The sequence below is a fragment of the Vibrio lamellibrachiae genome, assembly GCF_050337265.1.
In the GTDB taxonomy this organism is placed as follows: Bacteria; Pseudomonadota; Gammaproteobacteria; order Enterobacterales; family Vibrionaceae; genus Vibrio; species Vibrio kyushuensis.
In genome coordinates this window covers 27,223-48,506 of sequence record NZ_JAKJSU010000014.1, presented here as the reverse complement: position 1 = coordinate 48,506, position 21,284 = coordinate 27,223, and the positions used below count along the sequence as shown (strand labels likewise).

The window sequence follows — 21,284 nt, the reverse complement described above, 5'->3', positions numbered from 1 at the left end:
CCACAATCTATGCCTCAATGGTTTTTGGAGAAAAAATGAGACGTAAAATGAACAAACAGTCAGGCTTTACCCTATTAGAAGTCATGGTAGTCGTGGTTATCTTAGGTTTACTCGCGAGCTTTGTTGTACCTAACCTTATAGGTAGTAAAGACCAAGCGGATCAGAAAAAAGCTGTGATTGATATTGCAGCATTAGAAAGTGAGTTAATGAAGTACCGACTCAACCACCATACATTCCCAACGACCGATCAAGGTTTAGAAGCGTTGGTGACAAAACCAAACAACCCAGAGCCACGTAATTACCCTGAAAATGGTTACGTAACACGCTTACCAACAGACCCGTGGGGCAACGAATACCAATACCTAAATCCAGGTGAGCACGGCGTGATTGATATCTTTACTCTAGGTGCTGATGCTCAAGAAGGTGGAGAAGGGATTAACTCTGATATTGGTAACTGGAATCTACAAGATTTTCAGTAATCATCAGTAGCTAGGCACTTGCTTAAGCGAGTGAATTAAAATCATACAGTTAGAGTTGTCATAGCATGATGAAATTCAAACAGCAGGGCTTTACCTTACTAGAAATACTGTTAGTTCTAGTGGTGATTTCCGTGGCTGTGGTTACAACACTTTCTGTATTGCCTAATAACAGTGAAGACAAAGCCAAAAGTCAGGCTCAGTCACTGTTCCAACGCCTCCAACTGCTCAATGATGAAGCGATATTGAGCGGTAAAGATTTTGGATTAAGAGTGGACGAAACCCGCTCTCGTTACCTTTGGATGGGAATTGAGAACGGTGAATGGAAAACCATGGGTTTTGACACCATTCCAGAGCAAACCTCTTTAGCTGAAGAGAATATAGCGATTCAAATGACGTTGGGCGGTGATATCTGGAATGATAAAGATCGTTTGTTTAATCCGGGGTCGCTATTTGATGAAGAGATGTTTGCTGATATTGATGCTGACGAGAAACCACTTCCACCACAAATTTTCATCTTCTCAAGTGGCGAGGTAACCCCCGTTTCTATCGCGATTTACCCTCAAGAACGAGATGCCAAGCTCGATAGCTGGCAAGTTGTTGTCAAAGAGAATGGCCAGATTTTATTATTGGCCCCGGGGGATCAAGATGAATTTTAAACATCATCCGACTTATTGCGCTTCTTCTAAGCGAAGAAAACACTCTGTACGAGGTATGACTCTGCTAGAGGTTCTAATTGCATTAGCCATTTTTGCCACTGCCGCCATTTCTGTCATACGCTCGGTGGGTCAGCACATTAATACCATTACTCATTTAGAAGACAAAACCTTTGCAGCTATGGTAGTAGATAACCAAATGGCAAAAGTGATGCTCAACCCGACAGCGTTAAAGGCGCAGCAAGGGAGCGAAGAGCTAGCGAGCAGAGAGTGGTACTGGAAAGTAACGCCAGTTAAAACCTCTGACGGCTTACTAAAAGCATTTGATGTGAGCTCATCACTCAGTAAACAGGGTGACGCGATTGTCACGGTGAGAAGCTATGTTCCTGAGTAAATTATTCCCGATTTTTTTGCGGGTAATAAGTAGTCGAAAGCAGCCTCATAAGCAATTGACCCATAGCAACCCAAAAGCTCTTAAATTTGCCAAAGCTCAGCAAGGTTTTACCTTGTTAGAGGTTTTGGTCGCAATGGGTATCTTTGCTGCATTGAGTGTCAGCGCATACCAAGTGGTTGATCAAGTGCGGCTTAGCAACGCCATGTCACTTGAACGTGGTGAACGACTGAAAGAGTTGCAACGAAGTTTGGTTATCATGGACAGTGATTTTCGTCAGATAGCGACCAGACAATTTCGCACCAATGGTGAACAAGGCGGCGATCAGGAAGGCGTTCAATTACTGCAGTGGCAAGATTACTTGTTAGAGTCAGACAGTAAAGGTGTACTTTTCACGCGCTTAGGTTGGCATAACCCACAGCAACAGTTCCCACGTGGTGAAATCATTAAAGTGGGCTATCGAATTAAAGATAAAACGTTAGAGCGAGTATGGTGGCGCTACCCTGATACTCCAATCGGTCAACAAGCGGTGGTTACCCCGCTGCTCACTGAAGTAGAAGCGTTCAGCATGCGTTTTTATTATCAAGGCTCTTGGATAGAAGAGTGGAGTGTCGAACAAGCATTACCACAGGCCATCGCACTCGAATTAGAGTTAACCGATTATGGGAAAATTGAGCGAGTCTATTTAGTGGCAAGTGGCTCAATTACTCATGTCGAGGATACACCAAATAACGATGATGGCTCTAGCAGCGGAGGCTCGGATGATGATACTTAGAGCCAATGGCAAGTCTAGAGCTAACCGTAAGCCTAAAGCTAAACAGCGTGGTGTAGCACTGATTATCGTACTGATGTTACTGGCTGTGATGGTGTCAATTGCCGCTACGATGTCGAGCCGACTGTTTACTCAGTTCAAGCGAGGTAGCAACCAATTAACCTATCAGCAGGCCTATTGGTACAGCATTGGCGTTGAGAGTTTAGCTAAGGTTGGTATTGAGCAGAGCTACCAAGACAGTGATACGATTAATCTGTCTCAGCCTTGGGCGCTTGAAGAGCAAACATACCCGCTGGATTACGGCACATTAAATGGACGTATGTTTGATAAACAGGCGTGCTTTAATCTCAATGTTTTTTCTCGAGTTAAAAGTGACTCTTCTCAATCGAATAGACCGTATTTAGTTCGATTTTGGCAAGCGTTACTCGAAGAGGTTGAAGTCGAAGGCTATCAAGCAGAGGTCATCGCAGATTCAACGTGGGATTACATCAGCCAAGAGCACTCCGTTCAGTCATCATCGGGTGCTGGTGATAGTTACTATGAATCGCTCTCTCCAGCCTATATGGCCGCGAATGGACTGATTGCTGATATCAGTGAGTTGCGATCTGTTCAACAAGTCTCGGGTGATGTGATGCAAAAGATCGCACCGTATATTTGCGCGTTACCAAATGATGATTGGCGTTTAAATATCAACACGATTGATGTTGAACAATCGGCGTTGTTGGTGGCTCTATTCCAACCTCATTTGAGTGAACAAAATGCAAAATCGTTAATTGAATCTCGCCCTTTTGATGGGTGGTCATCCATTGATGACTTTATGGCTGAAGGCTCGGTTAGCGCGATAGAACAAAGCGTTCGTGATGAAGCAAAAGCGTATTTGAGTGTCGATAGCGCTTATTTTGAATTGGACGCACAAGTATTAGTCAATGACTCTCGAGTAAGAATTCGGAGTCTGTTATTTAGTGATAATAGAGAAACAGCAACGGTGATTCGCCGTCGCTTTGGAGGGATCAGTGAGCGAGTTTCTGACAGTTCGACTGAGTAGTGACAAAAATGCACAGATTCAATGGCTCGTTTGGTCGACAACACAAAACGAAGTCATTGCCAGCGGTGAACTAGCTGATTGGCAAATCGTATCTGAATTAGCGGATTATGCCGATCAAAGACAAGTGATTGTATTGCTGTCTGGCGAGGATGTCGTACTGGCTGAGGTCGATTTACCTGCGGGTTCTTCTCGTCAATTGGAATCGATGCTGCCGTACCTAATGGAAGACGATATCGCCCAAGATGTCGATGAATTGCACTTTACCATATTATCTAAAAGTACCGGTTTAGGTAAAAATGCTAAGCGAGCGAGTATTGCAGCCGTTGATAAAAATTGGTTAAGCGATTGTTTAGGTGAGTTAAAAAGCCTTGGCATCATCGTTCATAAAGTGCTGCCTGACGTATTGGCTCTGCCACACAGTGAACACCTGACGGCTGCCAATATCAACCAGCAATGGCTAGTACGAAAAGGCGATTACTTAGGTCTTTGCATTGAGTCTCCATGGTTTGAGCTTTTACATGCTTCAGATTGGGTAAAAGAAGGGGGCGACTATCTACCCCTGACCGCTTACAGTGCTCTGCCAGAAATCGCGCTTTCCCACGAACAGCCGTGGAAAAGTGTTGATGCGCCTTTGATAATGCAGCTTCTTAGCGAGGGTGCAATTGGCTCTAAAGTGAACCTGCTGACTGGGGAATTCAAACCTAGCTCATCAATGTTGAAGTATTGGTCAATTTGGAAGAAGTCGGCTGTTGCGGCGGCGGTACTTGTCTGCGTGTTTGCGGGTCAGCATTGGTTGAAAATCAATCATGATGAAACACAAGCACAGGCGTATAGAGCCGAAAGTGAGCGTATTTTCCGTGAAGCGCTACCGGGTAAAACTCGTATACCAACTGTGAGTTATTTGAAAAGGCAGATGAATGATGAAGCCAGCCGTTTATCTGGCGGTGGTTCGGGCTACCCGATGCTTGAGTGGATGATAAAAATCCCTGAATCATTGAAGGGAAACAGCTCTATGACGCTATTAAGCATTCGATATGATGGTAATCGAGAAGAGATTCGAATTCAGGCTCAAAGCAAAGACTTCCAAAGCTTCGAGCAAGTTAGAGTCAAGTTTTCTGAAAGTTTCGATGTTGAACAGGGGCAGCTCAGTCGTTCGGGTGAGTGGGTCAATGGCAGCTTTGTATTGAAAAGAAAGGGAGCTTGATGATGGATAAATTAGTCACGTCTTTTAAGCTTTGGTGGCAAAGCATTAGCTTGCGAGAGCAGCGATTAGTGTTGATCTGTTCGGGATTATTGATCGTTGGGATTGGCTACTGGGGCATTCTTGAGCCTTTGAATCAACGCAGTATACAAGCGAATAATCGAATCAACAGTGAAAAACAGCTATTGAATTGGGTACAAAGCAAAGCCGATGAAATTGTTCAGTTGCGAGCGAAAAGTGGGCTAGCGACAACCACTCAGCCGCTTAATCAGGTGATCTCTTCTTCGGCTAACCGTTTTAAGGTTGAACTTATTCGTATTCAACCTCGTGACGATATGTTTCAAGTTTGGGTGCAGCCACTCGAATTTAATCAGTTCTTAGGTTGGATTACTTATCTAAAAGAGCAGCAAGGGGTTGATGTTGAACACCTTGATATCGCTCGTACCGATCAGCCTGGAGTGGTGGATGTGAAGCGCTTACAGTTTAAACGAGGTGGTTAATGAAGCGTATTATCGTTATTGCGTTACTTATCGTACTTACCTTAACCGTCAGTCTTGTGGCACATATGCCAGCAAGGTTTGCATTGCAGTATATTCCTATGCCTCGTGCATTGGTGATTCAGAGTGTTCAGGGAACCGTTTGGCAAGGCAGCGTACAACAAGTTAGTTGGCAAGGTACGTCATTGGGTCAGGTTCATTGGAACATTAATCCTAGCCAGTTATTACTAGGCAAGGCTCAAGCTGAAGTCCGATTTGGTCAAGGCAGCGTAATGGAATTAAGAGGGCGTGGCGTCATTGGCTACAGCTTTTCTGGAGCCTATGCGAAAGAGACGATTGCATCACTACCCGCTCAATTTGCTGTGGAACAACTGAACCTGCCATTGCCACTCGATCTTGAAGGGCAACTGGAGGTTTCTCTAACGGAACTCGCTATCACTGAACTTGATAAACCGATGCCATATTGCCAAAAGGGCTTAGGATCGATGGTTTGGAGTGGTAATAAAGCGTTTACGCCAATTGCTGAATTAGATTTGGGTCCAGTCGTTGTGAACATAACTTGCCAAGATAATGTGATTTCACTTAATGGCGATCAGGGCAGTGAACAAGTCACAGCTGAGTTTGAGGCCAAACTAGAAGTGAGTGCTAACGGTCAACATCAGTATCAAGCCAGTGGTTGGTTTAAGCCGGAAGCGGCATTCCCAGCTAACTTATCCAGTCAATTAAAGTGGCTTGGTAATCCTAACAACCAAGGGCGTTATCCACTTGATTTCAAAGGCACGCTATAGAGTTGCCGTTAGAGTTAGATGAAAACTAATTCATAAATGGCTGTAAATTACAGCCATTAAATAGAAAAGCGAGCTCTTAGGAGCTCGCTTTTTTTTCAAATGCATATGTTATTCGGTGGGCTTTAATCCTTTACCGTTAAAATTTCATCCCACGGTAAACCTTCATCACCAAGCACAATGAAATTAGGATTCTCTAGCGTTTCGCGTTCGTTGTAGGAGAGAGGGGCAAGCTTAGTGCTCAGTATCCGCCCACCCGCTTCTTCAACGATACATTGGGTTGCTGCGGTATCCCATTCCCCTGTCGGGCCGACTCTTAAATAGCAATCAACACTGCCTTCTGCAACGATACAGGCTTTTAGCGCAGCAGAACCCAGTGGCACTAGGTCATAATCCCAAGCGCTGCTCATTCGGCCAGTAATACCATTAATATCTTGTCGACGGCTAATTGCGATACCAATAGATTGCTTTTGGTCCTGTTTATGTTTGTGCGACTCTATACTCACCGCATTTTCAACATTTGGCGCTTCGTCTGTATTAGGAATCTTCCACGCCCCTTTGCCAGAGTATGCGTAGTAAGTGACACCTGAAACCGGTGCGTACACAACGCCCATGATCGGTTTATTGTTGTCGATAAGGGCAATGATCGTGGCGAAATCACCGCTTCGAGCAATGAACTCTTGCGTGCCATCCAGTGGGTCCACTAACCAGTAACGGTCCCATTGTTTACGCTGCTCTAAGCTAATATCCGCTGCCTCTTCAGAGAGTACGGGAATATCAGGAGTTAGCTCAGACATCTGTTTAAGGATGAGTTTATGTGCAGCAATGTCGGCACTCGTGACCGGCGTTTCATCACTTTTCACATACGATTCATACTGTTTAGTTTGGTAAATATCGAGGATAAGTTGACCGGCAGAGCGAGCCACCTCAATTACGGAAGGCAATAGATGAGATAAGTCTTTATCAGTAGACATAATAATTCCTAAGACTCTGTTGTTATTATTTTTTTAAATGCTTCAGAGCGAGTAGTAAGGCGGTAATGCTTCGTGCTTCACAAAAATCTAAATGAGTTACTAGCTCTTCAGCTTGAGCTAATGGCCAACGTACCACATCCAACGGTTCAGGTTCATCACCCTCTAGCTTCTCAGAGTATAGGTCCTGTGCGATGAATAGGGTCATTTGGCTGGAAAAATAAGAAGGAGCTAAGACCACGCGCTTGAGTGGTGTGAGTGAGTTGGCGCCAAAACCAATCTCTTCTTTAAGCTCTCGGTTAGCGGCTTCATCTGCCGATTCACCATGATCAATTAGGCCCTTAGGGAACCCAAGCTCATAACGCTCTGTACCGGCAGCGTATTCTCGCACCAACAGTAGATCACCTTGTTCAGTGATAGGCACCATCATTACAGCATGACGACCACTTGGCTTCATTCGCTCATAGGTACGCAACACACCATTACTAAAACGCAGGTCGAGAGATTCGATAGTAAACAGTTTTGATTGAGCAACCGAACGTATAGCGAGAATGGTTGGTGGACTCAGTGTTGTCATAATATTCGCTCCGATAGGTTGAGTCTTAAGCGCAATAGGTATGTTCTGTTGTTAACATAACAAAGAAAGCAGTTCCTAATATATGAAATAACTCACTAAGATGAAAAGGGATCCTTTGGAGGTAAATCAAATTATTGGATTTAATACAAAAAAGCCGACGTAATTACATCGGCTTAATTTCAAATCTTTCACTCTTAGTAGTAAGAGTGCTCACCGCGGTCATGCTCAGTTGCATCACGTACAGCCGTTAGCTCACCTTCAAATTGTTGAAGTAGCTCTTTCTCGATGCCTTCTTTTAGAGTGACATCAACCATTGAACAGCCATTACAACCACCACCAAAGGCAACAATTGCAATGCCATCTTCAGTGATTTCAACCAAGCTAACGTGACCACCGTGACCGGCAAGTTGAGGGTTCACTTGAGTTTGAATCGCGTATTCAACACGTTCAATCAGTGAAGCATCATCTGATACTTTACGCATTTTAGCGTTTGGTGCTTTTAACGTTAGCTGAGACCCCATTTTGTCTGTAACAAAGTCGACTTCAGCATCTTCTAGAAATGGAAGACTAAGTTCATCAACAAAAGCGGAGAATAGTTCAAATTTTAACTCGGTATCCGTTGCTTCAACCGCTTCTGGTGGGCAGTAAGAAACGCCACATTCAGCATTTTGTGTACCAGGGTTAACAACAAATACGCGAATATTAGTACCTTCGGGTTGTTGGCCAAGTAAGCCTCCGAAGTGAGTTTGCGCTGTTTCTGTAATAGTAATAGTGTTTGACACGACGAATACCTGAGTAATTTTGTAAGCTATTATTGCGCCATTCTACTCCTGATAAATCTAATTTCTAGACCTAAAAACGAAATCTATAGTCTTTATATCGAGTTATCCAATTCAGGAGTGCGGCAGATACAATAAATATCAATGGTTTCGACGCCAGCATCAAGCAGTAATTTACATAAATGATGGGTTGTACTGCCTGTCGTGACCACATCGTCAAAAATCGCGATATGTTTTTGCTTAGGATTAAAGTTGAGACGAAACGCCTGCTGTAGATTTTTCTGTCTTTGACGTTTGTTTAGCCCCTTTTGCTGAGGCGTATGTTTGATGCGAGAAAACAGATCGGTTGATGTTGGGATGCTCATGATTTTTGCTAACTGTTTGGCAAGTAACTCACTTTGATTGAAGCCTCGCAGTAAGTAGCGTTGCCAGTGTAAAGGTACACAGGTAATCAGCTCTGGCTTGGAGTCAATGTGCAGGCTAAGCAGAGCCGAAAGAGGTTTGGCGTGCCAGAATTGCTGCTGATATTTGAAGCGATGAATGTATCCCGACAGCGGAGCAGTATAGTCACCGACACAGTAGAGACTAGACCATAGTGGTGGGTTGCTTAGGCATTGCCCACATTGGGGTGTCGTTGTAATCGTGGTTAGGCCGCAACGTAAACAGCGTGGTGTGGGTGCAAACAGCGCAAGACAACTGTAACACCAGATGGAGCTGGGCAAGTGTGCTAAAGCGCGATGTCTTGGTTCAATGGGTAATCGACATAAATCGCAATAGCAGCCGACATGCTGATGCATGGTTTTTTGTAGCCAATCAGATAACATGAGCATACATAGTTTGATGAACATACCTTCATTGTGAATTGAACGAGTGTGGGTATAGGGCTGATTTAGTAGGGGATATTGTGACGTTGAATAGAGACTGTAATCATGAAGAGAGAAAGCGCCATGGATAACGCGTTGCATTGGCAAGTGAGTGGGCAAGGTGAGGATTTGGTTTTGCTGCATGGCTGGGGAATGAACGGTGCAGTATGGGATCAAACGGTTGAGGTACTCAATCAGCATTATCGAGTACACGTTGTCGATTTACCGGGTTATGGTCACAGCGCTCATTTACATGCAGCCAGTTTAGAAGAGATCGCTCAATGTTTACTGCCTCATGCTCCTGAACAGGCAATTTGGCTTGGTTGGTCATTGGGTGGTTTAGTGGCGACCCACATGGCGCTGAATCACAGTGAGATAGTCAGTAAGCTTATTACGGTGGCGAGCTCACCTAAATTTGCAGCCGCGCGGCCTTGGCGAGGTATTCAACCAAAGGTGCTCGATGCGTTTACCGAGCAGTTAGTCGATGACTTTCAAACCACCATTGAACGTTTCATGGCATTACAAGCGATGGGTAGCCCGTCCGCAAGGCAAGATGTAAAGCAGCTTAAAAAAGCGGTACTGTCGCGTCCTACTCCCAATCCACAATCACTGCTGGCGGGTTTAGAGATGTTGGCGAATGTTGATTTACGCCCTCAATTAGAAACGCTCTCAGTGCCTATGCTGAGGCTTTATGGACGATTAGATGGCTTAGTGCCGATTAAGGTTGCCACAGATGTTGAAGCGCACCTTCCGCTAACGGAGCAATATGTTTTTAGTCAGTCATCACACGCGCCATTTATGACGGAGCTGGATTCTTTCTGTCATCAAATTGTCGCTTTTGGGGAGAAATAATTGTCGCTTTTGAAGAAAAACGCCAAGAATTGCTAAATTTTTAACCACTCTAGCCGATAAGTTAATTAACCCAATATAGCTGATAATACGAAAAAGCATTATCGGGTTGGGCGATGCCAAGGAGGTATTTGGCTATGATCGTGTCACCGACTAACGTTAGTGTGCCACTTATCGCCCCATCGGTTAATGTGCAAACGGAGCAGGCCGCGAGAGACAATAGAATTCGTGAGCCTGTCGTACCAACCGCAGAGTTAGTAAAGTCGAATGCAGAGCGTAAGTTAAAAGCGGACGATAAACGGCGAAGGCGATCCTCATGGGATCCGTCAGAGCATCCAAGTTACGATACGGAAGCTGATGGCGAAGTTACTGAGCCGCAAAGTGAAGAACCAAAAAGTGTGTTAGAGCGGCTTTTTAGTTTATTAGCTTTAAATACTTACAGTAAAAAGCAAGGCAAAGGCTATGCAATGCGATTTAGGTTACCTAAGCACATTGTTGATGCAGCGATAACTGAGGGACAGATGGCAAAACGGCGAACAGTAATAAAATATCATTACGGTCACGCAGTTGCCCCTAACGTACCGTCTGAGGTTATAGCGGTGTTGTAGACATGAGTACGAATGCTTACTTATTTATATAGAGAGTTATATAGCTAGATAGGTAAGTTAGGTTACAAGTGCTCAAGTGTTTATCGCTATCTATAAAAATACCCACTTTCAGTGGGTATTTTTTTATCTATTTGTTGCTGCTCTTAAACAGAGACTATTTTTTTGCTTTAGCAAAGGCTGCGGCAAACGCACCACCCATCGCGCCGCCAGATGCATCATTTTGCTGACGAGAGCCTTGATTTTGCGAACGGCTTTGATTCGATCTTGGTGAACTATTTTGCTTCTGAGAACCAGAATTAGAACGTTGCGGTCGATTATCTTGACCCGGTTCATCGTTTATGCGCATCGTAAGGGCAATGCGTTTACGTTGGGCATCGACTTCCACCACTTTAACTTTCACAATATCACCCGCTTTGACCACTTCACGAGGGTCTGCAACAAAACGATCGGTCAGAGCTGAGATATGCACTAAACCGTCTTGATGAACACCAATGTCAACAAACGCACCGAAATTAGCTACGTTCGACACCACGCCTTCTAAGACCATACCTACTTCTAGGTCTGAAACCTTAGTGACACCTTCAGCAAAGCTCGCGGTTTTAAATTCAGGGCGAGGATCTCGGCCCGGTTTATCGAGCTCTTTGATGATGTCCGTTACAGTTGGAACCCCAAAACTGTCATTGGTGTAATCGACGGCCTTTAGGTTACGCAAGAACTCACTGTTACCCACTAAGGCTTTCACCGCGGTGCTGTTTTTATCTGAAATCGCTTTTACCACTGGGTAGGCTTCAGGGTGAACCGCCGATGCGTCGAGTGGGTTTTTTCCATCCATGATACGTAGGAACCCAGCACACTGTTCAAATGCTTTTGGCCCAAGGCGAGCGACTTTTTTCAGTGTGGTACGTGCTTCAAAGCGACCATTAGTATCGCGATAATCAACGATATTTTGCGCCATCGTGGCACTTAAGCCAGCGACGCGATTAAGCAGTGCCGCAGACGCGGTATTCACATCCACGCCCACCGCGTTTACACAATCCTCGACGACTGCGTCTAGACGTTTTGCGAGCATTGATTGACCCACATCGTGCTGGTATTGGCCCACACCGATAGACTTAGGATCAATTTTCACAAGCTCGGCGAGTGGATCTTGTAGGCGACGGGCAATCGACACCGCACCACGCAGTGATACGTCCATATTCGGGAATTCATTCGCGGCTAACTCTGAAGCGGAATACACCGATGCACCTGCTTCGCTCACTGTGATCTTTTGTACTTTTAGGCTGCCACGTTTAATGACATCTGCCACAAACGTATCGGTTTCACGTGAAGCCGTACCATTACCGATGGCAATTAGGTCTACATTGTATTTTTTGACCAGCTTCTCAACCGTATGAGCCGATTGGTCATATTGCTTTTGTGGCGGGTGAGGGTAGATGGTATCGGTAGCTAGAACTTTACCTGTCGAATCAACAATCGCGATTTTAGAGCCAGTACGTAAACCCGGGTCTAGGCCTAGTGTTGCTTTTGGGCCAGCCGGAGCGGCCATCAACAGATCTTTTAAGTTGGTGGCAAACACTTCAATCGCTTCCACTTCCGAACGCTCTTTCAATGCGCCCATCAACTCTGTTTCCATGTGCATCGATACTTTGATGCGCCATGCCCAGCTAATTACCTGTTTACGCCAAGCATCAGCAGGAGCACTGTTAAGGTTAATACCATAGTGGTCGGTAATAATGGTTTCACAATACGATTGGCGAACACTTGCTTCCTGAGCTGGATCAGCATTCATAGCGATGGACAGAAAGCCTTCATTACGACCACGAAGCATAGCTAACGCACGGTGGGAAGGGACTTTACTGATCAGCTCATTGTGCTCAAAGTAATCTTTAAACTTCTCGCCTTGATGTTCTTTACCTTCAACCACACGTGAACTGAGTTCGGCATTACGCGATAAGTAATGGCGCACTTTTTCTAATAGGTTGGCATCTTCAGCAATACGCTCCATGACGATAGCGCGAGCACCATCAAGTGCTGCTTTGGTGTCTTTGATGCCATTATCATCTTTAATGTATTTGGCCGCTTCAGACTCAGGTTCTGTTTGAGGATTTGACCATAAGGTATCCGCAAGTGGCTCTAGCCCTGCTTCAATCGCGATTTGCCCTTTAGTACGACGTTTTTGTTTGTACGGCAGGTAGAGATCTTCCAAACGGGTTTTACTTTCTGCTTGATTTAGCTCATTTTCTAGTTCAGGAGTCAGCTTTCCTTGTTCACGAATCGATTTTAATATCGTTTCACGTCTATCACCTAGCTCTCTCAAATATGAAAGGCGACTGTCTAAATTACGTAGCTGAGTATCATCAAGCCCACCTGTGACTTCTTTTCGGTAACGAGCAATAAAGGGTACGGTATTACCATCATCAATTAGGGTGACAGCGGCAGTAACTTGCTCTGGGCGAACATTCAGTTCACGGGCAATAGCATTGCAGATAGCTTGGCTCATCTGAGAATTCTCTTTTGTTCTAATATTGACTAATGTACATGTATTGAAACGACACGTGGACATTAGCACCTTTGATTTATCTTAATATTGGGGTAACCAGTGGATTTTCCAATATTTTTGCAAGTCAGCTGTCAAATTTCCAAGTCGATCAGAGATTTTTGGTCGATTTTGGTTAAAGTTATGTAAAAAAATAAAGTAACTCGAACTTATCCGCTTTCCAGAGCTCAAATTTCTCAAGGAAGAGAAGTAACGACTTTTCTCTCAGAATTACGGAATCAATAATGAAAAAAATGTCTTTAGTAATTGCGATGCTTAGTACGACTCTTTTTTCTGGTGCTTCTTTGGCATTGGACTCTAAATACACCACGCAACACCCCATTTATCAGCTTGATAAAAAGGTCGTACTTGGGCGTGTTGAAAGTGTCTACCTTGATACCGTGGATGATATTTCAGGTATCCCTTTTGCGGGGAAAATTGACACCGGTGCAGATACCACGTCAATGCATGCTGAAGATATTCATATCACCAGTGGAAACCCTAAGTATAAAGGCTTAAAAGATAAAGAATTAATGAAGACCATTGTCGATGAGTACGGTGGTCCAAAAAGTAACTGGTGGCTAGAGAGCTTTGATACGCCTGAACGTAATATTCAAGGTGTGGTGAGCTTTACTATTCGTCATCCTTATACCGGTGAAAAAATTGCTATAGAACGTCCACTTGCGCGCACCAGTGTGATTAAAAGTCGCACCAGTGAAGAGCCGCTGTATCGCCCTGTGATTGATATTCCGTTGACCATTGCGGGCACCACTGTGATGACAGATGTGAACTTAACGGATCGCAGCCAGTTCTCTGCACCTATTTTGATTGGCAAAACTTTTTTGACGGATAACGCTTGGGTTTTTGCTGGCTATGATTACCTTCAAGAGCAAGAGAGTGCTCAAGTTGTGGGTAAAAAAGAGCAGGTTAATGTAGATGGTATTGAGTTAAACGTGAGTTTCTCTCTGAGAAATGATTACAGTATGCTGCATGCACTTAATATTGATGTGGATAAGAAAGCGAACTTAGTCAGCTTTGACATGGTTGGCAAAGATGGTAAGAAGAAAGCGATGTCATTGCCAATGGTTCGCATGCTCAAAGTCGGTGGTGATAAACGCCCATTGGTTTATATTCCTGTTGAAGTGAGCAAAGGCAATATTCAGCACTGGATGGTCTATTTACGCGATCGTTCAGGCAGCAAGTCTCAGTTGCGAGTGGGCACTAGTACTATTAATCAAAACTTCATGATAGATAGCAGCGCGTCTAATGTGCTTGATAAAGCGCCTATTGCGTTTAGCCACATCGTTAAGAATAAAAAACCACTGATTATCTCCCCACTTGAACAGATAGAGCTTGATGGCTTGAGCTTAAAAGCAAAACCTTCTTTGTCGGTCAAAACACCGTTATTGAAAGTAACCAGTTTCGAAGTGTTTGAAAAAGAGGGTAAAGACCAAGTTGAGTTTTATGTAGAAGATCGACAAGGCAATGAGAAAAAACTCAATAAAGAGGTAGTCAAAAACATTCGAGTTGGCGATACCGTTCGCCCTGTTGTTGAAGGCAGCTATACGCGAAATGGTCAAGCGACCGAGCTTCAATACGCACTAGAAGTGTTGGATGAAGATGAGAAAACACCGTATTTCATTCTTGGGCAGAAAATGAGTAAAGATGGGGTGTACATAAACCCTCGCTCTGAATACTTACTGCAATCCTACCCATTATTTAAAGCGGGCCATATAGAAATGGCAAAAGTGGAAGGTTTAGAGTTCCCTGTAAAACTGGATACAGGGGCCGATGTGAGTTCAATAAACGCGCATGATATTAAGCTGTTCAAGAAAGATGGCCAAGATATGGTGAGCTTTATATATGAAAACCGTCAAGGGGATAAACACGCATTCACCAAGCCAGTTGTGGACATAATGCGTATTCGCGCTAAGAAAGGGGAAGAGGCCAATGTACGACCTGTGGTTGAGATGATGGTGAAGCTGGGCGATCTGGAGAAGATTGTGCATGTGAACCTGCAAGACCGTGAGCGCTTCCGCTACAGCATGATCTTGGGTAAGAACTTTTTAAAATACGGTGCAGTGGTCAGTAGCGATGAGAACTTCATCTTAGGCGGCGATCCGGCTGATAAAAAATAACGCTCGATAGATTGACCTGATCCCTGATTTGCAGCCCAAATCAGGGATTTTATTTTTGTAGGTCGCAAATCGATAGAGATGTTGTACATTAGCCACAGTTGATTAGTGTTAAGTCAGTAACCCTAAAAGAGGTATCAAAAAGTGAAAACCAAGCTCATTACCCGAGAAGGTTACAATAAGCTCAAACAAGAACATGATCATTTGTGGCATGAAAAGAGACCCGAAATCACTAAGATAGTTACCTGGGCGGCAGGCCTTGGCGATCGCTCTGAAAATGCAGATTACACCTTCAACAAGCGATTACTTCGTCAAATAGACCGCCGTGTTCGATTTCTTAGAAAATTCTTACCGGATGTCACGATCGTCGATTATTCACCACAGCAAGAAGGCAAAGTCTTCTTCGGTGCGTGGGTTGAGATTGAAAATGAAGAGGGCGAAGTGAAGAGATTTCGTATTGTTGGCCCTGAAGAGATATATGGCGATGCGAAAGGCTATATCTCGATTGACTCCCCTATGGCGAGAGCACTACTTAAAAAAGAAGTAGACGATGAGTTTGTGGTTAAAACACCAGAAGGTGAAAAAGAGTGGTTCATTAATTCGATTGAATACGATAAGCGTTGAGTCACGAGTATAAAATCATCCAGAGCAAGGTAATATCATTCAAAAAGTTTGTGACCGGAATAATGAAACCAGTTCATAGTCTGTGCGAGTAATTAGGTTTGTTTTCATATATTTGACGTATGATTATTGAAAGTGCTTAATACAGTAAGTAGAAAAGTAATAAACGTTAACAATTCTTTGCGCCACATTGTGCTTAACAATGTTACATTTCCAACTGCGACTCTGTTTTGAGTGCAAGCTTATTAATAGGTGGAATCATTACATGCAAGAAAACTTTAAAATTTTAGTGGTAGATGACGATGCACGATTACGCGCATTGCTAGAGCGATACTTATCAGAGCAGGGATTCCAAGTACGCAGTGTTGCCAATAGTGAGCAGATGGACCGCCTATTAACACGCGAAAACTTTCACCTTATGGTGTTAGATTTAATGCTTCCAGGAGAAGATGGCCTGTCGATTTGTCGTCGCCTGAGAAACTCAAATAACCTGCTGCCGATTTTGATGCTGACAGCAAAAGGCGATGAGATTGATCGTATTGTTGGCCTTGAAGTGGGTGCAGATGACTATTTACCAAAACCATTTAATCCGCGTGAGTTGCTCGCTCGTATTAAAGCGGTACTTCGTCGTCAAACGATTGAAGCACCAGGTGCGCCAAGCTCAGAAGAAGCTCAGGTTGAATTTGGTGAGTTCCGACTCAATCTAGGTACACGTGAAATGTTCCGTGGTGAAGAGCCAATGCCTCTTACCTCAGGTGAATTTGCAGTACTGAAAGCGCTAGTGACTAACGCTCGTGAGCCTATGTCTCGTGACAAACTGATGAACATGGCACGTGGTCGTGAGTATTCAGCAATGGAGCGCTCGATTGACGTACAAATTTCTCGCTTGCGCCGCATGCTAGAAGTTGACCCAAGTAAGCCTCGCTATATTCAAACAGTATGGGGTCTGGGCTACGTATTCGTACCAGACGGTAAAGAAGTTTAATCTCTCTTCACACCTTATTTGTATGCCCAAACGGTTAGTTTTCTACTGGCCATTTGGGCAAATTGCTAAGGATTAGCAAAGGTTTCCTGTTATGCGCATTCGCAGCTCGTTCACTCAAACCATCCTCCTTTTTCTTACCCTGCTTATCGCAAGCCAAGTCTATTCGTATTATGCGGTGTTTAATTACGCCTTAATGCCGAGTTTGCAGCAGTTCAATAAGATCATTGGTCATGAAATTCGTTTGATGTTGGATGAGTCCAATGGTGGTCTTGAAGATCTTGAGATGGATGCGCCACTGCGCAGGCGAGTCTTAGAGCAGCTTGGGGTGACCATTCATGCCAAAGATAGCCCAATTGCGAGCAAGTTTGACAAAGCGATGAGTATTGATTTGATGAGTGAAGATATGACTCACGAATTAAATATCAATACAGAAGTAAGAATGATCCTTGGTAGTGATAGCTATATTTTATGGTTAAGAATTGATTCACTACCGAACTCTCTCATTCGTATTCCACTTTCCGAACTGCAAGAGAATGACTTTAAGCCGCTGTTTTATAATAGTCTAATCGTTGCGCTACTGGTTATAGCGGGTGGCTGGCTGTTTATTCGTTTGCAAAATCGTCCCTTAATTGCGCTTGAGAAAGCGGCGAAGGGTGTCGGACGTGGGGAAATACCACCTCCGTTGCCAGAAAAAGGACCATCGGAGATTCGCTCAGTAACCAGTGCCTTTAACCAGATGTCGAAAGGTATCCAAGCGTTAGAGGAAGACCGAGCACTACTTATGGCGGGTATCAGTCATGATCTGCGGACGCCTTTGACTCGTATTCGTCTAGCCACTGAGATGATGTCTGCAGAAGACAGTTACCTTGCGGAAGGTATTATCAGTGATACGGAAGAGTGTAATGAGATCATCAGTCAGTTTATGGATTACCTTAAGCCGGTAAATCGAGAGACCTTTACGCCAGTCTATCTGAATGATATTTCCAATGAGATTGTTTTGGCTGAAATGAATGCTGATGTTGAAATTGAAACCGTCTTTGAGCAAAACGAAAAGCCAGCGATTGGTAATTCAATTGCGATTAAACGGGCGATCACCAACTTAGTAGTAAACGCGGTGCGCTACGGTAACGGTTGGATACGAATTAGCACTGGAGTGACCGCTGACAAAAAGCTAGTGTGGGTCTGCATTGAGGATAATGGTGTCGGCATTGCTCCTGATCAGGTTAGTAAGCTATTTGAACCCTTTACTCGTGGAGATACCGCGAGAGGTAGTGAGGGCACGGGACTTGGCTTGGCAATTGTAAAACGTATTGTTAGCCAGCATCGTGGAACGGTTGTGGTCAATAATCGAAGCAGTGGTGGATTAAAAGCACAGCTGAGTTTCCCTACTAAATAGCTAATTTAGATCGTAGAGATTTGCCTCAAAAAGAATGACGTAGAGTAAATGAGGCTGGTGTAGTGCCAGCCTTGTTTTTTCTGCTAATTTATTTCAGACCTACTCATTTATTTCAGACAGTATCTCTATGCTTTCGCGTAGAAGTCCCTCTCTCCAAGCCAGCGTTCGATGATGGCAGCCGCATTGACAGGGTATTGGTCGTGAACATGACGCGCCATGCGTTGAATGTCTGGGATCAGGTGCTGATCTCGAACTAAATCTGCTATTTTAAAGTCAGCCAAGCCAGTCTGCTTAGTCCCTAGCAATTCACCGGGGCCACGGATCTCTAAATCGCGCTGAGCAATCACAAATCCATCGTTACTTTCACGCAGAACCCCTAAACGCTTTTGTGCGGTTTTCGACAGCGGTGCGTGGTAAAGCAATACACAATGGCTAGCCACTTTACCTCGGCCAACACGACCTCGAAGCTGATGAAGCTGAGCAAGCCCAAGCCTTTCAGGGTTTTCAATGATCATTAAGCTGGCATTAGGTACATCCACGCCCACTTCAATGACGGTCGTCGCCACTAATAGGTGCAGTTTGTTCTCTTTAAATTCTTGCATCACAGCTTGTTTCTCTGCCGCTTTCATTCGACCGTGAACCAAACCAATTTTCACATCGGGTAGCCTTCGTTGCAGCTCTTCGGCGGTATCTGCCGCAGCTTGTGCTTCAAGGACTTCCGATTCATCAATTAAGGTACACACCCAATACGCTTGCTTACCTTCATTCAGGCAAGCATTTCTCACACGCTCAACAATGTCATCTCGTTTGGTATCAGGAATCGCCACAGTTTGAATCGGCGTTCTTCCCGGTGGTAGCTCATCGATAATGGAGGTTTCTAAATCTGCATAGGCCGTCATCGCCAGAGTTCGCGGAATAGGTGTCGCTGTCATTACCAGTTGATGTGGGTAATAGCCTTGTTTGGCCCCTTTTTCTCTAAGTTCTAATCGCTGATGGACACCAAAACGGTGTTGTTCATCAATAATCACTAGCGTGAGATTATGAAACTCAACATGCTGCTGAAACAGTGCGTGCGTTCCAACCACCATTTGCGCTTCACCTGAGGCGATACGCGCTAATTCTGTTTGTTTCGCTTTCCCTGTCAACTTTCCTGCCAGCCACCCGACTTGAATTCCCATCTTTTCAAACCAATTTGCAAAGTTAATCGCGTGCTGTTCTGCCAATAGTTCGGTGGGCGCCATGAGTGCGACTTGATGGCCGTGTTCAATAGCTCTAGCGGCTGCAAGTGCGGCGACCAAGGTTTTACCTGAGCCCACATCACCTTGAACTAGACGCATCATTGGATGAGGAAGTGTCAGATCGTGTTCAATCTCGCTGACGACTCTTGCCTGTGCGTTAGTGGGTGTAAATGGAAGCTGATCGAGAAGCTGTTTTTTTAGGTTAGTAACAGTAGGTAGTGGAATCGCGTTATCTTGTTGCCCTTTACTGCGAACCGCGAGCATCGATAGATTCTGAGCTAGTAACTCTTCAATAATTAAACGAAGTTGAGCCGGGTGCTTACCTTCATCGAACAGCTCTAAATTGATGTTCGGAGGTGGGCGATGGATGGTATGCAATGCTTGGCCTAATGTTTGTTGGTGGTCGTAAAGTCCACTAGGCAGAAGCTCTTGTACTGCGGCTTTATCCAGTAAAGCTAGGGCTTGGTCTGTAATGTTTCTCAGTGTTAGTTGCCTTAACCCATCGGTCGTTGGATAAACGGGGGTTAAAGTTTGCTCCATGTCTGGTGCTTGATCGGGTGATGAAAAATTGTAATCAGGGTGAATGATCTCAAGTCCCATCCCCCCACGTTTAATCTCACCATAAGCATGGACCCACTTTCCTTCTGCAAAGTTATTCTTGATACCTGCAGTGAAATTGAAAAAACGTAGCGTAATTGTGCCATTCCCATCGCTAATTTTAACCGCTAGCATTTTGCGTTTACCAAACAGGGTATCAACGCTCATCACCTTGCCTTGTACTGCGGCCCAAAGCCCTGCATGAAGTTTAGCAATAGGGTAAACGCGGGTACGATCTTCATAGCGGTAAGGCAGATGAAACAGTAAATCTTGAACGGAGTGCAGACCAACTTTTGCGAGTTTTTCTGCAACTTTTGCGCCTACGCCTGAGAGCGAAGTGAGAGAGATAGCAGAAAGAAGTTGGGACATAAATAGGCTCACATGTCAGCAGCAGATAGATGAGGGTAGTTAACCATTGGGCTGTGTTTTTGTACAGGAAAAATTAGCGATACAGAAGCTAGCCAGAATAAGCGTCACTTAATCTGGCGAGTGCTGTGATAGATTGGGTATCAATAAAGACTACGTTTAACAAGAGTTGTAGCTATTTGCTTTGCATCTCTTTCCACCACGATTCGTCAGCAACGATTTGGCCTTCGTCATCAAGTGGCGGGTAAGGCAGTTTTTTCCGTTTCGCGACTTTGGCTAGAACCGGATGACCACGTTCAAACAGAGTTCGATGAATAGACTCTTTAGGAATAGAGCTCTCTTCACGGTCATACATCCCCGCTTGTTGGCGTTGACGTTGGGCTTCATACATCACAATTGCACTTGCCACTGAGACATTAAGTGATTGAACCATGCCCATCATTGGAATGATGATGTCTTGATCGGCAAGCTCTAGCGCTTTTTTTGAAGCACCGACTTTTTCATTGCCGAGAATAATGGCAGTTGGTTTGGTGTAATCAACGTCACGAAAGTCTACCGCGGTATCAGAAAGGTTAGTGACCAATACCTGCATGCCTTGGGCTTTAAATTCGGCAACTGCATCAACAATGTCATTATGCGTGTCCACTTCCACCCAGTTTCTTGCACCTGCTGAGGTGTGACTAAGGGTTTTCATTTGGGCACTCGGCCAAATTGCATGGATTTTATGAATGCCTGTGGCATCAGCGGTGCGGATAATCGCTGATACGTTGTTAGGTTTGTGGACCTCTTCTAAACAGAGAGTCAGGTCTGTTTGGCGCGCTGTCAGCACCTCTTGAATACGCTGGTATCTTTCTAAATTCATGATGTGTTCGTTTATTTAAGATAAATATTGTTAAAGCCATAATAAAAATGCGCTCAATCTGAGCGCATTCAATAGAGA

General features: G+C 44.5%; 21 protein-coding genes. 14 read left to right on the top strand and 7 right to left on the bottom strand.

Annotated features, from left to right (window positions below; genetic code table 11):
• Nucleotides 1–35: 35 nt before the first annotated feature.
• From gspG to L4C54_RS20740, 8 genes are all read left to right on the top strand, one after another.
• Entirely contained in the window at nt 36–479 is a 444-nt protein-coding gene (gene gspG, locus L4C54_RS20775; protein ID WP_428802824.1) for a type II secretion system major pseudopilin GspG, read from the top strand.
• 65 nt (nt 480–544) lie between these two features.
• Nucleotides 545–1,135, top strand: coding sequence for a type II secretion system minor pseudopilin GspH (gene gspH, locus L4C54_RS20770; RefSeq protein ID WP_428809636.1), 591 nt, complete (start codon nt 545–547; stop codon nt 1,133–1,135).
• Complete coding sequence (gspI, locus tag L4C54_RS20765; protein ID WP_428809635.1) at nt 1,125–1,526, top strand: type II secretion system minor pseudopilin GspI; 402 nt, start codon at nt 1,125–1,127, stop codon at nt 1,524–1,526. Before gspH ends, gspI begins: the two co-directional genes overlap by 11 nt.
• Entirely contained in the window at nt 1,513–2,298 is a 786-nt protein-coding gene (gene gspJ / locus L4C54_RS20760) for a type II secretion system minor pseudopilin GspJ (protein ID WP_428809634.1), read from the top strand. Before gspI ends, gspJ begins: the two co-directional genes overlap by 14 nt.
• Nucleotides 2,288–3,340 carry a type II secretion system minor pseudopilin GspK gene (gspK, locus tag L4C54_RS20755; protein ID WP_428809687.1) on the top strand — a complete coding sequence of 351 codons (1,053 nt, stop codon included), beginning with the start codon at nt 2,288–2,290 and terminating at the stop codon, nt 3,338–3,340. The genes gspJ and gspK overlap by 11 nt, the downstream gene beginning before the upstream one ends.
• On the top strand, nt 3,309–4,544 hold the full coding sequence (gene gspL / locus L4C54_RS20750) for a type II secretion system protein GspL (protein ID WP_428809633.1): 1,236 nt from the start codon (nt 3,309–3,311) through the stop codon (nt 4,542–4,544). Before gspK ends, gspL begins: the two co-directional genes overlap by 32 nt.
• Nucleotides 4,544–5,041 (top strand): type II secretion system protein M, encoded by a 498-nt coding sequence (locus L4C54_RS20745; protein WP_428802819.1) that lies wholly within the window; start codon nt 4,544–4,546, stop codon nt 5,039–5,041. Before gspL ends, L4C54_RS20745 begins: the two co-directional genes overlap by 1 nt.
• Nucleotides 5,041–5,826: a type II secretion system protein N gene (locus L4C54_RS20740; RefSeq protein WP_428809632.1), complete on the top strand. Its 786-nt coding sequence runs from the start codon at nt 5,041–5,043 to the stop codon at nt 5,824–5,826. The genes L4C54_RS20745 and L4C54_RS20740 overlap by 1 nt, the downstream gene beginning before the upstream one ends.
• A gap of 122 nt (nt 5,827–5,948) precedes the next feature.
• Here L4C54_RS20740 and cysQ read toward each other — a convergent pair whose 3' ends face one another.
• The 4 genes from cysQ to L4C54_RS20720 form a co-directional block, all read right to left on the bottom strand.
• The gene (cysQ, locus tag L4C54_RS20735) at nt 5,949–6,797 is read right to left on the bottom strand and encodes a 3'(2'),5'-bisphosphate nucleotidase CysQ (protein ID WP_428809631.1); all 849 of its coding nucleotides are present in this window, start codon (nt 6,795–6,797) and stop codon (nt 5,949–5,951) included.
• A 25-nt stretch (nt 6,798–6,822) separates the two neighbouring features.
• Complete coding sequence (gene nudE, locus L4C54_RS20730) at nt 6,823–7,371, bottom strand: ADP compounds hydrolase NudE (protein ID WP_428802816.1); 549 nt, start codon at nt 7,369–7,371, stop codon at nt 6,823–6,825.
• 194 nt (nt 7,372–7,565) lie between these two features.
• Nucleotides 7,566–8,153, bottom strand: a complete 588-nt coding sequence (gene nfuA, locus L4C54_RS20725; RefSeq protein WP_428809630.1) for a Fe-S biogenesis protein NfuA — start codon at nt 8,151–8,153, stop codon at nt 7,566–7,568.
• A 92-nt stretch (nt 8,154–8,245) separates the two neighbouring features.
• Entirely contained in the window at nt 8,246–8,974 is a 729-nt protein-coding gene (locus L4C54_RS20720; RefSeq protein ID WP_428809686.1) for a ComF family protein, read from the bottom strand.
• A 123-nt stretch (nt 8,975–9,097) separates the two neighbouring features.
• Between L4C54_RS20720 and bioH the strand changes: the two genes are divergently transcribed.
• Both bioH and L4C54_RS20710 read left to right on the top strand, forming a co-directional pair.
• The gene (gene bioH / locus L4C54_RS20715; protein ID WP_428809685.1) at nt 9,098–9,865 is read left to right on the top strand and encodes a pimeloyl-ACP methyl ester esterase BioH; all 768 of its coding nucleotides are present in this window, start codon (nt 9,098–9,100) and stop codon (nt 9,863–9,865) included.
• Nucleotides 9,866–9,999: 134 nt separating this feature from the next.
• A complete protein-coding gene (locus L4C54_RS20710; RefSeq protein WP_428809629.1) occupies nt 10,000–10,470 on the top strand; it encodes an ATP-dependent Lon protease in 471 nt (156 codons plus the stop codon).
• A 154-nt stretch (nt 10,471–10,624) separates the two neighbouring features.
• Here the strand turns inward: L4C54_RS20710 and L4C54_RS20705 are convergent, their stop codons facing one another.
• Nucleotides 10,625–12,970 carry a Tex family protein gene (locus tag L4C54_RS20705; protein WP_428809628.1) on the bottom strand — a complete coding sequence of 782 codons (2,346 nt, stop codon included), beginning with the start codon at nt 12,968–12,970 and terminating at the stop codon, nt 10,625–10,627.
• Nucleotides 12,971–13,251: 281 nt separating this feature from the next.
• On the opposite strand from L4C54_RS20705, the gene L4C54_RS20700 reads away from it, so the two are divergent.
• The 4 genes from L4C54_RS20700 (at nt 13,252) to envZ (ending at nt 18,143) form a co-directional block, all read left to right on the top strand.
• Nucleotides 13,252–15,144, top strand: a complete 1,893-nt coding sequence (locus L4C54_RS20700; protein WP_428809627.1) for an ATP-dependent zinc protease family protein — start codon at nt 13,252–13,254, stop codon at nt 15,142–15,144.
• Between the two features lie 141 nt (nt 15,145–15,285).
• Nucleotides 15,286–15,765, top strand: a complete 480-nt coding sequence (gene greB / locus L4C54_RS20695) for a transcription elongation factor GreB (RefSeq protein ID WP_428802810.1) — start codon at nt 15,286–15,288, stop codon at nt 15,763–15,765.
• A 262-nt stretch (nt 15,766–16,027) separates the two neighbouring features.
• Nucleotides 16,028–16,747, top strand: coding sequence for an osmolarity response regulator transcription factor OmpR (ompR, locus tag L4C54_RS20690; protein WP_428802809.1), 720 nt, complete (start codon nt 16,028–16,030; stop codon nt 16,745–16,747).
• 91 nt (nt 16,748–16,838) lie between these two features.
• The gene (gene envZ, locus L4C54_RS20685) at nt 16,839–18,143 is read left to right on the top strand and encodes a two-component system sensor histidine kinase EnvZ (protein WP_428802808.1); all 1,305 of its coding nucleotides are present in this window, start codon (nt 16,839–16,841) and stop codon (nt 18,141–18,143) included.
• A 125-nt stretch (nt 18,144–18,268) separates the two neighbouring features.
• On the opposite strand, the gene recG is transcribed toward envZ, so the two are convergent.
• The gene (gene recG / locus L4C54_RS20680) at nt 18,269–20,347 is read right to left on the bottom strand and encodes an ATP-dependent DNA helicase RecG (RefSeq protein WP_428809626.1); all 2,079 of its coding nucleotides are present in this window, start codon (nt 20,345–20,347) and stop codon (nt 18,269–18,271) included.
• A 172-nt stretch (nt 20,348–20,519) separates the two neighbouring features.
• Nucleotides 20,520–21,206, bottom strand: a complete 687-nt coding sequence (trmH, locus tag L4C54_RS20675) for a tRNA (guanosine(18)-2'-O)-methyltransferase TrmH (protein WP_428809625.1) — start codon at nt 21,204–21,206, stop codon at nt 20,520–20,522.
• Between the last annotated feature and the right edge of the window lie 78 nt (nt 21,207–21,284).

Excerpts from the sequence above, each read along its gene's own strand:
- L4C54_RS20720 (WP_428809686.1), bottom strand. The coding sequence starts at position 8,974 with ATGTTATCTGATTGGCTACAAAAAACCATGCATCAGCATGTCGGCTGC.
- nudE (WP_428802816.1), bottom strand. The coding sequence starts at position 7,371 with ATGACAACACTGAGTCCACCAACCATTCTCGCTATACGTTCGGTTGCT.
- L4C54_RS20710 (WP_428809629.1), top strand. The coding sequence starts at position 10,000 with ATGATCGTGTCACCGACTAACGTTAGTGTGCCACTTATCGCCCCATCG.
- L4C54_RS20745 (WP_428802819.1), top strand. The coding sequence starts at position 4,544 with ATGATGGATAAATTAGTCACGTCTTTTAAGCTTTGGTGGCAAAGCATT.
- recG (WP_428809626.1), bottom strand. The coding sequence starts at position 20,347 with ATGTCCCAACTTCTTTCTGCTATCTCTCTCACTTCGCTCTCAGGCGTA.
- bioH (WP_428809685.1), top strand. The coding sequence starts at position 9,098 with ATGGATAACGCGTTGCATTGGCAAGTGAGTGGGCAAGGTGAGGATTTG.
- envZ (WP_428802808.1), top strand. The coding sequence starts at position 16,839 with ATGCGCATTCGCAGCTCGTTCACTCAAACCATCCTCCTTTTTCTTACC.
- gspH (WP_428809636.1), top strand. The coding sequence starts at position 545 with ATGATGAAATTCAAACAGCAGGGCTTTACCTTACTAGAAATACTGTTA.
- cysQ (WP_428809631.1), bottom strand. The coding sequence starts at position 6,797 with ATGTCTACTGATAAAGACTTATCTCATCTATTGCCTTCCGTAATTGAG.
- L4C54_RS20705 (WP_428809628.1), bottom strand. The coding sequence starts at position 12,970 with ATGAGCCAAGCTATCTGCAATGCTATTGCCCGTGAACTGAATGTTCGC.
- L4C54_RS20700 (WP_428809627.1), top strand. The coding sequence starts at position 13,252 with ATGAAAAAAATGTCTTTAGTAATTGCGATGCTTAGTACGACTCTTTTT.
- trmH (WP_428809625.1), bottom strand. The coding sequence starts at position 21,206 with ATGAATTTAGAAAGATACCAGCGTATTCAAGAGGTGCTGACAGCGCGC.
- gspG (WP_428802824.1), top strand. The coding sequence starts at position 36 with ATGAGACGTAAAATGAACAAACAGTCAGGCTTTACCCTATTAGAAGTC.
- L4C54_RS20740 (WP_428809632.1), top strand. The coding sequence starts at position 5,041 with ATGAAGCGTATTATCGTTATTGCGTTACTTATCGTACTTACCTTAACC.
- ompR (WP_428802809.1), top strand. The coding sequence starts at position 16,028 with ATGCAAGAAAACTTTAAAATTTTAGTGGTAGATGACGATGCACGATTA.
- gspK (WP_428809687.1), top strand. The coding sequence starts at position 2,288 with ATGATACTTAGAGCCAATGGCAAGTCTAGAGCTAACCGTAAGCCTAAA.
- gspI (WP_428809635.1), top strand. The coding sequence starts at position 1,125 with ATGAATTTTAAACATCATCCGACTTATTGCGCTTCTTCTAAGCGAAGA.
- gspJ (WP_428809634.1), top strand. The coding sequence starts at position 1,513 with ATGTTCCTGAGTAAATTATTCCCGATTTTTTTGCGGGTAATAAGTAGT.